The 14,797-nt window shown below is 47.0% G+C and carries 9 protein-coding genes; 5 read left to right on the top strand and 4 right to left on the bottom strand.

All coding sequences use genetic code 11. The features are described 5' to 3' along the window. Positions 1–59 precede the first annotated feature (59 nt). Both ACXAGQ_RS00105 and ACXAGQ_RS00100 read right to left on the bottom strand, forming a co-directional pair. Positions 60–1,928 (bottom strand): methyl-accepting chemotaxis protein, encoded by a 1,869-nt coding sequence (locus ACXAGQ_RS00105; protein WP_475250729.1) that lies wholly within the window; start codon positions 1,926–1,928, stop codon positions 60–62. 285 nt (positions 1,929–2,213) lie between these two features. Then, positions 2,214–3,317: a phosphoribosylaminoimidazolesuccinocarboxamide synthase gene (locus ACXAGQ_RS00100; RefSeq protein ID WP_475250727.1), complete on the bottom strand. Its 1,104-nt coding sequence runs from the start codon at positions 3,315–3,317 to the stop codon at positions 2,214–2,216. Positions 3,318–3,625: 308 nt separating this feature from the next. Between ACXAGQ_RS00100 and ACXAGQ_RS00095 the strand changes: the two genes are divergently transcribed. Continuing rightward, complete coding sequence (locus tag ACXAGQ_RS00095; protein ID WP_475250725.1) at positions 3,626–6,040, top strand: ATP-dependent helicase; 2,415 nt, start codon at positions 3,626–3,628, stop codon at positions 6,038–6,040. Positions 6,041–6,118: 78 nt separating this feature from the next. On the opposite strand, the gene ACXAGQ_RS00090 is transcribed toward ACXAGQ_RS00095, so the two are convergent. Beyond that, positions 6,119–7,048 carry a carbamate kinase gene (locus ACXAGQ_RS00090; RefSeq protein ID WP_475250723.1) on the bottom strand — a complete coding sequence of 310 codons (930 nt, stop codon included), beginning with the start codon at positions 7,046–7,048 and terminating at the stop codon, positions 6,119–6,121. 808 nt (positions 7,049–7,856) lie between these two features. On the opposite strand from ACXAGQ_RS00090, the gene ACXAGQ_RS00085 reads away from it, so the two are divergent. Together ACXAGQ_RS00085 and ACXAGQ_RS00080 are read left to right on the top strand one after the other, a co-directional pair. Next, complete coding sequence (locus tag ACXAGQ_RS00085; RefSeq protein WP_475250721.1) at positions 7,857–9,647, top strand: diguanylate cyclase; 1,791 nt, start codon at positions 7,857–7,859, stop codon at positions 9,645–9,647. A gap of 165 nt (positions 9,648–9,812) precedes the next feature. Beyond that, entirely contained in the window at positions 9,813–10,487 is a 675-nt protein-coding gene (locus tag ACXAGQ_RS00080; protein ID WP_475250719.1) for a GNAT family N-acetyltransferase, read from the top strand. A gap of 79 nt (positions 10,488–10,566) precedes the next feature. Here the strand turns inward: ACXAGQ_RS00080 and ACXAGQ_RS00075 are convergent, their stop codons facing one another. Next, a complete protein-coding gene (locus ACXAGQ_RS00075) occupies positions 10,567–11,814 on the bottom strand; it encodes an NADH:ubiquinone reductase (Na(+)-transporting) subunit B (protein ID WP_475250717.1) in 1,248 nt (415 codons plus the stop codon). Positions 11,815–12,092: 278 nt separating this feature from the next. Between ACXAGQ_RS00075 and ACXAGQ_RS00070 the strand changes: the two genes are divergently transcribed. Further along, positions 12,093–13,496 (top strand): cytochrome ubiquinol oxidase subunit I, encoded by a 1,404-nt coding sequence (locus ACXAGQ_RS00070; RefSeq protein WP_475250715.1) that lies wholly within the window; start codon positions 12,093–12,095, stop codon positions 13,494–13,496. Between the two features lie 10 nt (positions 13,497–13,506). Next, positions 13,507–14,505 (top strand): cytochrome d ubiquinol oxidase subunit II, encoded by a 999-nt coding sequence (cydB, locus tag ACXAGQ_RS00065; protein WP_475250713.1) that lies wholly within the window; start codon positions 13,507–13,509, stop codon positions 14,503–14,505. The last annotated feature ends 292 nt before the right edge of the window (positions 14,506–14,797 follow it).

Genomic DNA, 14,797 nt, shown 5'->3' with positions numbered 1-14,797 from the left:
AATTAATCAAGGCAGCCTAATGGGCTGCCTTGTCTTTTGAGTGAGTTAAACCCTTTCAGTTAAACAACAAACTTGTTCATGATTGAGTCTTGCTCACGGACTTTGTTAATTTGCTCTTCCAAAGCCTGATCGGCTGCTGATGCAGCGTCGGAGACCTGAACACTCAACTCTTTAATGTTTAGAGTATTGGTATTGATTTCCTCAGCCACTAGGCTTTGCTCTTCAGCGGCCGAAGCAATCTGCAGGTTCATATCATTGATTTGCTGGATAGCACCACTGATCCGTACCAGCGCTTCATCGGCTTCTTGAGATTTCTCCACGGTAGATGCCGCTGTTTCTTTACTCACACCCATCACACTTGCTACAGAGCTCGCGCCCGACTGAAGCTGCTCAATCATTTGGCGAATTTCAGTCGTCGACTCCTGTGTCCTTTGCGCCAGCGTTCGTACTTCATCCGCGACAACAGCAAAGCCTCGGCCTGACTCACCTGCTCGCGCAGCTTCAATAGCGGCATTAAGGGCAAGCAGATTGGTTTGGTCGGCGATTTCGTTGATAACCTTAAGTATGGATTCAATATTGCCTGTCGAAGCTTCTAGCTGCCTAACGACTTCGACTGCCTCATCAATTTGTGCAGACAGATCGGAAATAGCACTGGCAGTGTGGGAGACAATGCGTCCGCCATCCTGGACAGCTTCATCAGCCTGCTGCGCGGCTGTCGCAGCGCCCTGAGCATTATTGGCCACCTCAACCGACGTCGCTGCCATCTCATGCATCGCTGTTGCTAACTGATCGAGCTCTTTGAGTTGGTTTGACATCGCGGAGGCGGATTGCTGAGCGCCTGCGGCAGTTTGTTCGGTACCGAGCAAAATATCTGTGCTGAGAGACTTAGATTGTAGGATCAGGTTTTGTAGTTTTTCAGTGAAGGCATTGAAGCCTGTCGCTAGTACGGCAAACTCCTGATCGGTGTTGGTATCAAGACGTCGGGTTAGATCTCCCTGTCCGGAAGCCACATCTTGTATTGCTGTATTAAGATCAGCAAGCGGGCGCATCAACACCTTGATCAACAGCAGTAGGGCGATGATCCCTGCGATCAAAGCAACAAGAGAGTAGATAATGGCATCGCTGCGTAATTGATTAACTGCGGCAAAGGCAACACTCTCATCAAGTACGGCACCGATATACCACTCTTGGCCTTCAATTTGACTAAATGATAATGTCACAGTTTTTCCGTCCAGCTCAGCATGGACGGCATCAGATGAAATCGAGTGGTTGCCAATAAAGTCGGTCATTGGTTTGCCATTGTACTTCGTATCGGGGTGAGCGATAGTTGTCCCGCTTCCATCTACGATGAACAGGTATCCAGCATTGAACAAAGAGACTTGGTTAACCAGATTGGCTAAGCTCGATAGGCTCATGTCGAAAAAGATCGCACCCTGGAACTGGCCGTTAGCGATTAATGGGCTGGCAATAGAAACCAAAATCTCATTGGTCACAGAATCAGCATATGGCGCAGTGATTATGGTGTCGCGTTTCTGCTTGCTATCAATATACCAAGGACGTGCTCGTGGTTCCCAAGATTCTCCCGGATCCCAGCTTGGGTCATTACTGGTGAAGCTACCGTCTTTTTCAAATCCCAATCCCGTGAGCAAAAAAGTATTTTTGATAGTGGGTTGCTCAATCACGGTATGGATATGATCCAGTGTCATATCACTGGTGATTAAGCCGGCAGTATAACTCGCTAATGACTTTTTGCTCTCCAGTTCGGCATTGACGGTATTGCTCATGCCGGAAATGATTTCCTCCATGCTTTGCATAACCAAAGACTGGATTTGATTTTTAGTATTAAAATATTGGTTGGCTGACAGTAGTGCGAGTGCCACCAATAGTATTGCCGATGATGATGCGACAACTTTATGGCTAAACTTCATTGGATCCCTCAACAAGCACAAAAAGTAGATAGTTATAATGTCGGCGTGGTAACGTAATTGTTAATGTTTGTTGAGTATTTTTGTGATCTGAAGCTGAACTTTTTTGCTGTGTTGTTGTGAAATTAAAGATTTATATGCTATTGGGTGATTAATGAAATGCAGTATAAAATACGCAACAAATTGTCCATGACTAATGGTCACCGGAAAGGTAATGAAAACAAAAAAGGCAGCACAGACGCTGCCTTTTTCTTAACAATTACGCGCTCTATATAAAGGAATGTAATCCTAGTCAATCAAACCGTATTGCTCGCGAAGCACTGAAACGATTTCTGCTTTCGGGTTTTCAGAAAGCAGGATTTTTTCGCCAGTGATCTTCTCGGCGATGTCGGTGTAAACCTTTGATAGGTTCATCAGCGCCTCAACAGGAAGCTCGTTATCGCGGGCTAGAGCGAAACGCTCATCCATGCGATCTTTGTTCAATAGGATGTCTGGATCTGGGAAGTGGTTCAGCAGCATCTGGCGGAAACCTTCTTTCGAGTTCTCGATGATTTCGCCATTGCGGTATGCTTCGCCGTCCCAGATACGGGATGAATCTGGTGTGCCCACTTCATCCATATAGATCAGCTTTTCTTTACCTTCGGCATCGGTCACATATCCGAATTCGAATTTAGTATCGACAAAGATCTGATCCAGCGCTGCCAGCTCTTTGCTGATGACATCAAAACCTTCCTTAAGCAGTTTTTCATATTGACCGATGTCGTCAGTGCTGCGGAAATTAAATGCTTCGTAGTTGTTGACCAGATCGTCACGCGTTACGTTGACATCATCAACTTCAGGCACACCCGGAATTCCAGTCAGAATCCCTTTGGTCGAAGGTGTCATCAGTAGCTCTGGCAGTTTCTGATCTTTCTCAAGACCTTCTGGCAGTTCGATGCCACAGAAGTTGCGCTCACCTTGGTTGTAGGCACGCCACATTGAACCTGTGATGTACTGGCGACAAATTGCTTCAACCATAACTGGCTTGGCTTTTTGGACAATCCATACAAACGGGTGTGGAATATCAAGGATGTGGCTGTCGGCAAGACCGTTTTCACGGAACAGCTTGAACCAGTGGTTGGAAATGGCGTTAAGTGCAGCACCTTTACCCGGTACGCCTTTCAGGCCGCCTTCTGCATGCCAGATACAATCGAAAGCAGAGATACGATCGCTGATCACCATGATAGCCAGTGGGGCATCAGGCTGAACGTTGTAGCCTTTTTCTTTGATCAAGCGGCGGCTATCTTCTTCGGTTAACCAGTAGACGGAACGAACTTTACCACTATGGACGGGTTTATCCGTTCGGATTGGCAGGTCATCATTTACAGCGAGAACTTGATCAGCAAGGCTCATGGCGAATTCCTATTTCAAAAGTTAAACGAAGGTAAAACGTTGCGGCTAAACTAGGTAATCCAAGGGTAGTCGTAAATCCCAAGGTTATAGTTCCTAGGTTATTGTGCCAAGGTCGTTACACCTTTAATGCGGGCGATGATAACAGAACTCGAATAGCCTTTCAGCTAGAAAAGCAAACGTTTGCGCAAATTTATATTTCATTCAGCCAATGATTTTATGTGAACCGATTTCAAGTGGTCATATTTTATTCAAGCGACAGGCTTGAAGTGTGGCAAAATCAGGCTCCATTTTTTGATGCAAGGCCTACCATGACCTGTTATACCAGCGAACAATCGGCATTTATTCAACACCAGCACGGGAATGCCCTTTGTATTGCCGGGGCAGGAACGGGGAAAACGACCACGCTGGTGGGCCTCATTGAGCAGAAACTGGCAGTAATTCCTGCCGAAAAGATGCTGGTGTTGATGTTCAACCGAGATATTCGCACCGATTTTCAGGCCAAGTTGCGTGATACCGGCATCCAGGCGCAGGTGCCAGTGCATACTTTTCACAGCTTTTGTCTGAAGTTTCTCAATCAAACCGGGTTTATTCGCAATACTGGCTATCGGGTCGATTACCAGAGTGGTGAAAGTGACAAGGCGCTGGTGAAGGCTATTTTGAGGGAGCTTTCTGGCCTTGAGAAAACCTACCAGCGCCAGCAGATGATCAAAGACCCGAAGACTATCGAGTTGCTGCTGAGCTTTATCGGGTTGGTGAAAGCCTACATGCTCTCACCGCATGAAGTGTTCAAGATTGCCGAAATCAACCGGGACTACCTGTTTATTCTCGATGCCTATGAGCAGTTTGAAAGCCTGAGAAAGAAGCAGCGCTTGCTGTTTTTTGATGACTGGCTGGTGGAAACTGTCAAACTGCTTGAAAACGATGATGCTATCCGTGAGCACTTTCATCAGCACTGCAAGTTGGTGGTGGTCGATGAGTTCCAAGACATCAACACCGCCCAATACCGCTTGCTGAAACAATTGCTGGGGCCGCAAACCCAGTTGTTGGCCGTGGGTGATGTTGACCAGTGTATTTATAAATGGCGGGGTAGTGCACCGCAGTTCATGCTGAACTTTGAGCAGGATTTTGCCCCGGCGAAAACCTACACCCTGTCGCAAACGTTCCGTTTCGGTCATAGCTTGGCGCTAGCGGCTAGCCACCTGATTGCCAATAACAAGGAGCGTTTCAGTGAGTTCTTGACCGTTTCTGGCGAAGGGATTTCTGATACCCAAGTAGTAGAATGTGGCTCTTCAAGGCAGGTGGGTGAAATCGCCAATTCAATTTCACAATACCTAGCTGATGGCGGGAAGCCTTCTGATGTGGCTATTTTGGTTCGCCGTTGGTCACAAACCTTGTTGTTTGAGTTAGCTTTCCTCAGTAAGCAACTACCGTATCATATGCCAGTACCTTCGGTATTGGCGCATAGCCGTGAAGTCAAGTTGCTTATGGAGTTGGCGACGTTGGCGACAACGCGTTTTGCTGATTTGGCCGTTGCACAGAAATCGGGGCTATTGTTCAGCTTAATGTGCTTTCCACACTGTTATGTGCCTAATAAATCCCTCAAGCCGTTGTGTGAACAATTGGCGGGAATGGAGCCTTCGCAGTGGCTGACGTTTATTGGCCGCTATGAAAAAGCCAATGCGACTTTGAAGCTGGATAACCTCATTGAGCGCCTAGAGCTTTTGCAACGGTTAATGCGCAAAGGCAGCTTTAAAGCCTCGGATGTCTATAAGCAATACCGTAATGAAAGTGGCCTTGATAGCTGGATTTGGAAAACGGAGGCGACAGCCTCTGAGATTGAAGAAGCGATTGAGCGCCTAGACAGCGTCGCCACTGTGCTTGAAGCGATGGATCAGAGCTGTGAAAAGGCGCTGCAGTATTTCGAGTATTACACTCAGCAGTCTGGCCAGAAAAGCGTCAAGAATAATACTGGCTCAAATGCCACAGGAGCTAATGCAACAGGATTTAATGAAGCAGGCTCCAATGAAGCGAATGCGCAAGACTCGATCCAGCTGACAACCATATTCCGGGCCAAAGGGTGTGAGTATAACCATGTCCACTTGCCGTTTTGGGACAAGGATGCTTTTCCTTATGTGAATAGGGCGTCGGGTACGGTAGGGGCTGATTTGGAAGAAGAGCGCCGTTTGGCGTATGTGGCACTGACCCGGGCGAAAGCAAAAGCCTTTGTCTATTACACCATGCCGGATAAGCCGTCGGTAAAGGCAACCAATGCCAGCCGGTTTGTATTGGAAGGGAAAATCAACCTGGCACAGGATTTGGGAGCTAAGTTATACCAGCAAGGTACGCTGCCATATTACTCCAGCCCGGTTGCAGAGGAATATTGCCGTCGGATGGGGCGTGAGCAGGATGTCGCTGAGCCACCTGTAAAGAAAGTGAAGAAAAGCCCGGCAGCGAAGGCGTTGAGTTTCGGTGGCAGTAACAAAAGTGATGCCGTTGTCAGTGACAGTGGTGAATACAGCTATAAGTGGGCGATGCAGCAGCCATTGCCGGATAATGCTGAGAAAGTCATTCGGGCGATGGTGAAAACGAAAAATGCCAAATACCTAGATGGCGAGATCAACCGAATTATTCGTGAGCTACAGTCAGTCTCTGATACGAAGAAAAAGGTATTGGTGAATAGATTGATTGTTGCGGCTAATGCGAGAAGTATGGTTCGGCGATAATTGTCCGCGCTGTGATAATAATTTAGCCTCTACGAAAAGTAGAGGCTAACTATTAAATGAAACCAAAGCTAGTTTAACTTAGTAGTACTCAATGCCTTCACCGGCTTTGATTAATGTGCCTGCCTCGTTGGTGAGGATTTTATCGAGCTCGAACAGTGAGCCGATAGCAGCATTACCGCGGCCGCTGTTGACGAACTGGCATACAGCATCGACTTTTGGCCCCATAGAACCGGCAGGGAAGTTAAAGTGAGACAGCCCTTCAGGGGTAGCAACTTTCATCTCAGCCTGGTCTTCTTTACCGTAGTTACGGTAGATAGAGCCGTCAGTCAAAATCACAAATAGATCTGCGTTGATGGTTTCTGCCAATAACTCAGCGGTGAGGTCTTTGTCGATAACACACTCGACACCAACCAATTTGCCTTCCTGGCGGCAAACAGGCACACCGCCGCCACCACAAGCAATCACAACATTGCCGCTTTTTAGTAGGGTTTCAACTTGCTGCTGCTCAATAATTGCTTTAGGCATTGGAGATGGCACAACGCGACGGAAGTATTGACCATCCGCTTTAAACTCTTTGTCGCTAACTGCCATGATTTCTTTGGCGCGCCCCTCGGTGTAAACCGGGCCAACGAATTTAGTCGGGTTGGCAAAAGCGGGATCATCTTTGCTGACTTCAGTTTGGGTGACTAGGGTCGCCACAGATAGGTTGGCATCGATATTCCGAAGCTCTTGTTGCAACATGTAACCAACCATGCCGCAGGTCTGAGAGCCCAATACATCCATTGGATACGGTGTCGTTTCAGGTGAATATTCTTGGTAAGCGCTGTTTTGTTCCATTAACAAGCCAACCTGTGGCCCATTGCCGTGAACAATTACCACTTCGTGATCGTTGGCAATCGCTGCAATGCTCGCAGCGGCTTTTTGGATATTTTCTCTTTGGTTTTCAGCGGTAAGGGCTTGGCCACGGGCCAAAAGGGCATTTCCGCCTAGTGCTAAAACTATGCGCATGATCGTATCTCCATTAAAGAGTTTGTTTTTATTTGTATTTGATTTATTTAATCCAAGCTAAGAAGTTGCTTGGTTAGGTGTATACCCAAGTTACCTCAAGGTGCAGGATTCAGAGTGTTGTCAGCGCATTCAAAACAATGCCTTGTCTATAAGCTTATAAATTCTCGCTGAACCTGCATATTGAAGTAGCTTGGGTATAGGTTAAGAGAATTATTAAACCGTAAATGTGATAATTCTCTAATAATATATTTATGGCTTTTTAATAGGAAAATAGAATCGCAGTTAAATAGTGATTAAATATCCGAGGTTATTCAATCTAGTGTTTTGTTTGTAAAGAAAGTGGATATAGCTTAGCAATAAAAGCGAATAGTTATTTTCGCTAATAGAAAGTGAAAAATGTTAATGGGATCACATGATAACGTGGGTTATACCTATCAGTCACCCTGAAGGAGTCAAGGGATGCCACTTGTGCATAATCCGGTTTACATACTGATTGAGATAGTTGCATAACTTTGCTGTATTTCTAACTCGAATTTTGTTAAAAATACTGTTCGATGGAACATGATTATGGAAGACGTTGAATTTTATTGCCTCTCATCTTATGCCTATACCTTTTTGCCTTAAAGCGCTAACTGTTAGTTTATTCATTATCTTATCTTGCGGTTTTCTTTCACCGAAGGCGCTGGCTGCTGGTGATAAATCCGTACAGCAATGCTATTTATCCAGTAAGGTAGACAGCGACGACAATCCTTTTCTCAACTATTACAACTTGTCGTGGGATAATCCTTCCCTTGCGGATAAGCAAAACGTGTATTTGCAAAGGCGCATGGAAGAAGGTGCCAGTTACAATGAGCAAGCTTTGTATTGGCTTGCGCGCTATAACATTGAACAGGCTGAAGACCGGGCAGACGTTGATATCGTTTTCTTTATCGACCAGTTGGAGAAGGTTGCCCAGAAGTCAGGGGAAGCGTGGATGGAGGCTGAGGTGATGTTCCTGGATGCGTTAACCTTAATGGATCAACGGGAATATGCCTTGGCGCAAGTTAAGCTGGAATCGGTAAAGCTTAACGCTGAGCAAATTGGCTATCAGTTACTGCTGGCAAGAAGCTTGAAATGGCTCGCGAATATTGATGTGGAGCGCTCCAATTACAATGCAGCCTTGGATAACTACCAAGAAGCTTATGAGATTTTCTCTTCACGCTCTGACAACCAGCAACTGGCAAGATTGCTTTCCAATATCGCCTCGGTTTATATCAATATGGAAGAGTGGGAAACGGCCTCGCATTACAGCCAGCGTGCTTTCGAATGGTATGGACGAAGTGCAATCAATAATGCTTATGTTGAATCTATCTTGCATATCAATGCAGGTGTCATCGACAAATATTTAGGAAACGAGCGACAGAGAAAGTTTCATGTTGATAAGGCGCTACAGCTGTCGTCAAAAACACGTTCGGTGCGGATAAAAACAATTGCGTTGATTAACTTGTCAGCTTACTACTTGGATCATGGAGATGAACCGTCTGCAATGACGGCGGCAGAGCAGTGCTTGGCTATGGCAAGGCGGCACGGTGGTAAAAATGGTATTTCAGCTGCCAATTGCCACGAAAGTCTTTCGGAAGCTTTTTATTCTTCGGGTCGAGCCGACCAAGCTCTGTATTATGCCAAGCTTGCCTTGGCGGTCTATGAGTCGAATCAAATCGAACATCGAATGATCTATGTCTATGAGCTGTTGGCAAAAATTTATGAAAGTGGTGATGATTACCAGCAAGCGTTGCATTACTTCAAAAAGTACTCGGAGTTAGGGCGCAGTTACCTGTTTGATATCCGCAGGAAAGAGTTGTTTGACATGCAAGAGCGCTATGACACGCATGTCAAAGAAAAAGAGATCCAGCTGCTAAAGGCGGAAAATGCGCTGACATCGTCAAGGCTGGCCGAGAGAAAGGCCAGCGAAAATATGCTTAAGCTCGGTACTGCACTGATCATCATTTTGCTCTATTGGTTATATCGCCGCTATTCCATGCTTAATAAAGATAAGCAGGTGCTCGAGCAATCCAATGCGCAGCTGGAAACCCAATCAAATAAAGATCCGCTGACTATGCTGCATAATCGACGATTCCTTGAGCGTTGGTTGAAAGATCTGCCTATTGCAGGCTACCGGCATGGCGGTTTGGTCGTGGTCATTGATATTGATCACTTCAAGAAGTTTAACGATGACTATGGCCATAACGTCGGTGATGAGGTGCTGGTGGAAATTGCCAAGCGGCTTAAAGCCGCTGTTCGTCAGAGGGATGTCGTCGTCCGTTGGGGCGGTGAAGAGTTCATTTTGGTCGTGTCGTGCCGCGAAAGCGAGAGCGAGCGTGTTCTGCAGCGGATCCAACGGCAAATTACCGATACCGATTTTTCACTGAGTTGCGGTGAATATTCGGTTACTGTTTCAATGGGGGCGATATTCACCTCAAGTGCCGTTCAGCTTTGCCAAGAGTGGGTGTCTTTATTACTCAAAGCGGATAGAGCCCTGTACCAAGTTAAGGCATCAGGGCGAAATGGCTATAAATTATCAACCAGTTACCAGTTATCAACCAACTCAACGGTAACATGATGTTTGTGCAGTGGTAACCTAGGTTCACCAGAAGCGATAAAATAGCGGCTTTAATTGGCCGCTACGCCTACAAAGTGAAACCTCGCTCACAGATGTTTGATTGCATCACTGTGATTTTAATGGCTTTTGGTACACTCCGGTTTTGCAAAATCAAAGGGAGTGACCATGGAATCTTCTCACCACACATCTTCATCTATTCATTCCGACTCCTTAAGTTTGGCACTATTGACGAGTACAGATTTAGCCATGCTTGGCCTTGCTCCGGCATTGCCAAAATCTGATTGGCAGCTGGTTATTAAACCGTTGTCTGAGCTGACAAAAGAGGTTGAATCCCTCGATGAGGATTATCATCAGGTTCAAGCGGTCATTGCAGATAATCAGCTGGCTTCCGCTCATAACCGCCAAACTGATCAGGCGAGTGATGTTGCACTGGAAGTCTATGCAAATGGCGAGGTAGCTGCAGTGGCGACATTTAGTCGTTACCTCGAAGATCAGCATAATCCTCGTAAATCATCAGAGCTGTTTTATGAACTCACGCTTCATACTATCTATGTGAAAGAGGCGTTTCGTCAGCAGGGGCTGGCAGCCAGCCTATGTGAAATGATCATCAATATCGCCCGCACTGATTGCGATGGTTTGTTCCGTAAACTAGCCCAGCACTCTATTCAACTAAAGCTATGGTTTTCTGCACTGGCGATCACTCCTGGCGGAGAAGCCATTTGTGATTTGCTCAGTGAAGCCTTTGTTGAAATGACCGATGATGTTATTGACGATTTGATTGAGGAAGGCGTACCGGTTCGTTATCAGGAGCCGATGATTTTTGTCGATTGTTTGGCTTGATACCCCCTTGAAAAGATAGTTGAAAGAAGCTCCCCTATACAAGCTTCTGGACAAGTTACTGGATAGGGGAGAATTGGGTCTAGCTAGTGGTATGACGACTTAGCCGTCGTTTAGCGTTGGCACGCGAGACCAAGTTATCAAACAATGGGGCAAACAGGTTGGCAAACAAGATAGCCAGCATGATGCCTTCAGGGTAGGCCGGGTTGACGACCCGGATGAATACCGTCATCACCCCAATCAGGATCCCGTAAGCCCACTTACCCTTGTTGGTAAAGGCTGCGGATACCGGATCTGTTGCCATAAACAACATCCCGAATGCAAACCCACCCAAGACGAGGTGCCACCAGAACGGCATTGCGAACATTGGGTTGGTATCTGAACCGATCATGTTGAGCAGTGTTGAGGTGACTATCATCCCAACCATGACACCGGTGACAATTCGCCATGAGGCGATCCCCATAAACATGATCATTAAGCCACCAATTAACAGGAACATCGTTGATACTTCGCCGATTGAACCTGGGATATTACCGACGAAGGCATCCATCCAAGTGATGGCTTCGCCTGTCGCATTATGCACCATGGCCGTTGAGCCATTTTCAGCCCATTGGCTTAGTGCGGTTGCCCCAGTGTAACCATCAGCTGCGGTCCAGACCATACCGCCAGAGATCTCTGCCGGGTAAGCGAAGTATAAAAATGCCCGGCCGGCAAGCGCGGGGTTGAGGAAATTACGCCCGGTACCGCCAAATACCTCTTTGGCGACGACTATCCCGAAGGTGATACCAAGCGCTGCTTGCCACAAGGGAATTGTTGGCGGCAATATCAACGCAAACAGAATGGATGAAACAAAGAAACCTTCGTTGATTTCATGCTTGCGGATGATGGCGAACAATACCTCCCAAAAACCACCGACAATGAACACCGTTATGTAGATGGGAAGGAAGTAGAAAGCACCAAGCAACATATTGCTAGCCCATCCGGCGGATTCAGACAAACTGCCGCCAAGGGCGAGGGTTGCTGAATACTGCCAGTTGTCACTGACCAGCTGCTGTATTTCTTCTGGTGAATACAGGCTGTTTAGTGCAATAACCGTCTGGTTACCAGTGTTGTATAGCCCCCAGAACATGGCCGGAAAGACAGCAATCCATACCATTATCATGATCCGCTTGAGATCGATACTGTCTCTGACGTGGGTGAGTTTGTTGGTTACTTGTCCCGGGGTGTAAAGCAATGTCGCGAATGCTTCATAAAGTGGAAACCACTTTTGGTATTTGCCTCCTGGCTCAAAGGCGTGTTCAAACTTTTCCAGTGTCGACTTTAGACTCATTGTTTAGCCCTCACGAAAAACTGACAGGGGATTGCCAGCATGTTTATTGCTATTGCTACGGGCTGAGTGGGATTTTCGATTAGCAATGATTTAACTATAACGCACCTTGTCCACTCGGCAAGATAGTTGATTAATCTGGCTTCATGTCTCTCCGCCATATTTTTGCAAGATGAACCATACTGTTAAGCAACACGTACAAATCATAGGAATAAAAGTGTTGCTTCCATAGCCATACCTACTCAAAAAAGGGTCGCTAGATTAGGTACTAAGGAGAAACCATGAATGAACTCGCGGTCGATCTTGCTAGATTTCAGTTTGCGTTTACAGTGTCGTTCCACATCATTTTTCCGGCTTTTACGATCGGGCTTGCGAGTTATCTTGCAGTGCTTGAAGGGCTATACCTCAAGACGGGTAAGCACAAATACATAGAGCTTTATCAATATTGGATAAAAATTTTCGCGATTAGCTTCGGTATGGGGGTAGTCAGCGGGATCGTCATGAGCTACCAGTTTGGTACCAACTGGAGCGTTTTCTCCGATAAAACGGGTCCGGTGTTGGGTCCACTCATGGGGTATGAAGTCTTCACTGCCTTTTTCCTTGAGGCTGGCTTCCTGGGAGTCATGTTATTCGGGATGAACCGGGTAGGTAAGAAGTTGCACTTCATGTCCACCGTTATTGTTGCTATTGGGACCTTAATGTCGGCTTTCTGGATCCTTTCGGTGAATAGCTGGATGCAGACCCCGGCTGGCTACTCTATGAACGAGCTTGGGCAGTTTATTCCTGAGGACTGGTGGGCCGTGGTTTTCAATCCTTCTTTCCCGTATCGGTTAGTCCACATGGTGCTGGCTGCGTTCTTGACCACCGCATTTGTGGTCGGTGGGGTGGGGGCATACCATTTGCTCAAATCGCAGAACAATCATTTGGCGAGGACGATGTTTTCTATGGCGCTGTGGATGGCGGCAATTGTGACGCCGATTCAAATCGTGGTGGGTGACATGCATGGCCTTAATACCTTTGAGCATCAACCTGCCAAAGTAGCAGCGATGGAAGGGCATTATGAAACTCAGCAAGGCGCGCCATTGATCCTGTTTGGGTTACCGAATGAGGAAACCAAAGAAGTCGACTATAAAATTGCTATCCCGCATTTAGGCAGCTTGATCTTGACTCATGAGTGGAACGGTGAAGTCAAAGGGTTAGATGCCTTTCCAGAAGAAGACCACCCGCCAGTGGCTATTGTGTTCTGGAGTTTCAGGATCATGGTTGGTATTGGTTTCTTGATGCTGGCTATCGGCCTTTATAGCTTGTGGCTGCGTAAGAAAGACGAGCTTTATCATCACACCTTATTTCACCGCTGCTGTGTGGCGATGGCACCGGCTGGCTTCATTGCTATTTTGTGTGGCTGGATCACCACAGAGGTAGGCCGCCAACCGTTCACAGTGTATGGCTTGCTGAGAACATCTGAGTCCATATCACCCGTCGATGCTGCAGCGGTAAGTGTGTCGCTGGCTGCATTTGTGCTGGTGTACTTTACCGTATTTGGCGCGGGATTCTTCTACCTGCTTCGTTTAATGCGCAAGCCGCCGACAAAATACGTTATGCCACCGACATCGAGCGTGCCGGATGTCGGTGATGAGGACAAAGAAAAACAGTCATTGGCTTCTTCAAATAAATTGACCATGTGAGGCATAAGCTATGGATTACGCATTGATTTGGTACATCTTGATAGCGGTAGCCGTTTTCGCCTACGTCATTCTCGATGGTTTCGACCTGGGTATCGGTATCCTGTTCATTTCTGCTGATTCCACTAAAGAGCGGGATCTGATGATGAACAGTATCGCACCGGTATGGGATGGCAATGAAACCTGGCTTGTGCTCGGCGGCGGTGGATTGTTCGCTGTCTTTCCTTTGGCTTACGCTGTCGCGATGCCAGCATTGTATGCCCCAATCATCATGATGTTACTGGGTCTGATATTCCGCGGGGTAGCGTTTGAGTACCGCTTCAGGACTAAACGGGGTCAGTTCCTGTGGGACAGCTCGTTCTTCCTTGGCTCGCTAATGGCAACATTCACCCAGGGGATGATCCTTGGAACCTTGCTGCAGGGCGTTAGTGTTACCGATAGGGCGTATAGCGGCGGTTGGTTTGACTGGTTTACACCATTCAGTGTGTACTGCGGATTTGTGACTGTTGCAGCGTATACCTTACTTGGGGCATGCTGGCTGCTGATCAAAATGCCGCACGGGATGCATGAGCGTTTTTACGTGATAGCTAAACGTTGCGCACTCATTATGGTGGTAATGGTCGGTATTCTTAGCCTTTGGTTGCCACTGGGCAATGAAACTATCGCAGACCGCTGGTTCTCTTTCCCACAAGCGCTGCTTTTCTTGTTGATACCCGGTTGCTCGGCTTACTTGGTTTACCTACTGTTCAAAGATCTGATGGAGCACAAGCCGGTACAAGCCTACTTGGTGGTACTTGGTTTATTCTTCCTTGCCTTCCTGGGCTTTGGGGTCAGTACCTACCCTTATATCGTGCCGCATGCGATCACTTATGCCGATGCAGCTGCACCAGATACTAGCTTGAAGTTCTTGTTAAGTGGGGCTGTGTTCTTATTGCCATTGATCATCGCTTATACCGCCTACTCTTATTGGGTATTCAGAGGCAAGCTCAAGGAAGATGAGGGGTATCACTAATGGTTAACCCTTGTTTTAAAAAGTGGCTGTGGTTTGCAGTGCTCTACCTCGGCGGCATCTTCGCAGTCAGCCTGCTTGCAGTAGTCATCAAATGGGCATTAGGCTGAATTCATAATAAAGCCGCCATGATTTGGCGGCTTTATCTCTTTGAACGGTTGAAAGTTTAACTTCCTTTGCTCAGCTCTCCGGAAGGAGGGGGGCTAGCTGTCTCGGGTTGCGAGGAAAAAACTTTCCCTAATTGCTTTTCTATCACCTCTTCAGGGTCAACCAGCTGGGTAGAGGGGGGCTTTAT

It is taken from the genome of Photobacterium sp. ABD4_091, from assembly GCF_056160145.1.
Note: the sequence above shows the minus strand (reverse complement) of the source record. Positions and strands in the feature narration are given on the sequence as shown.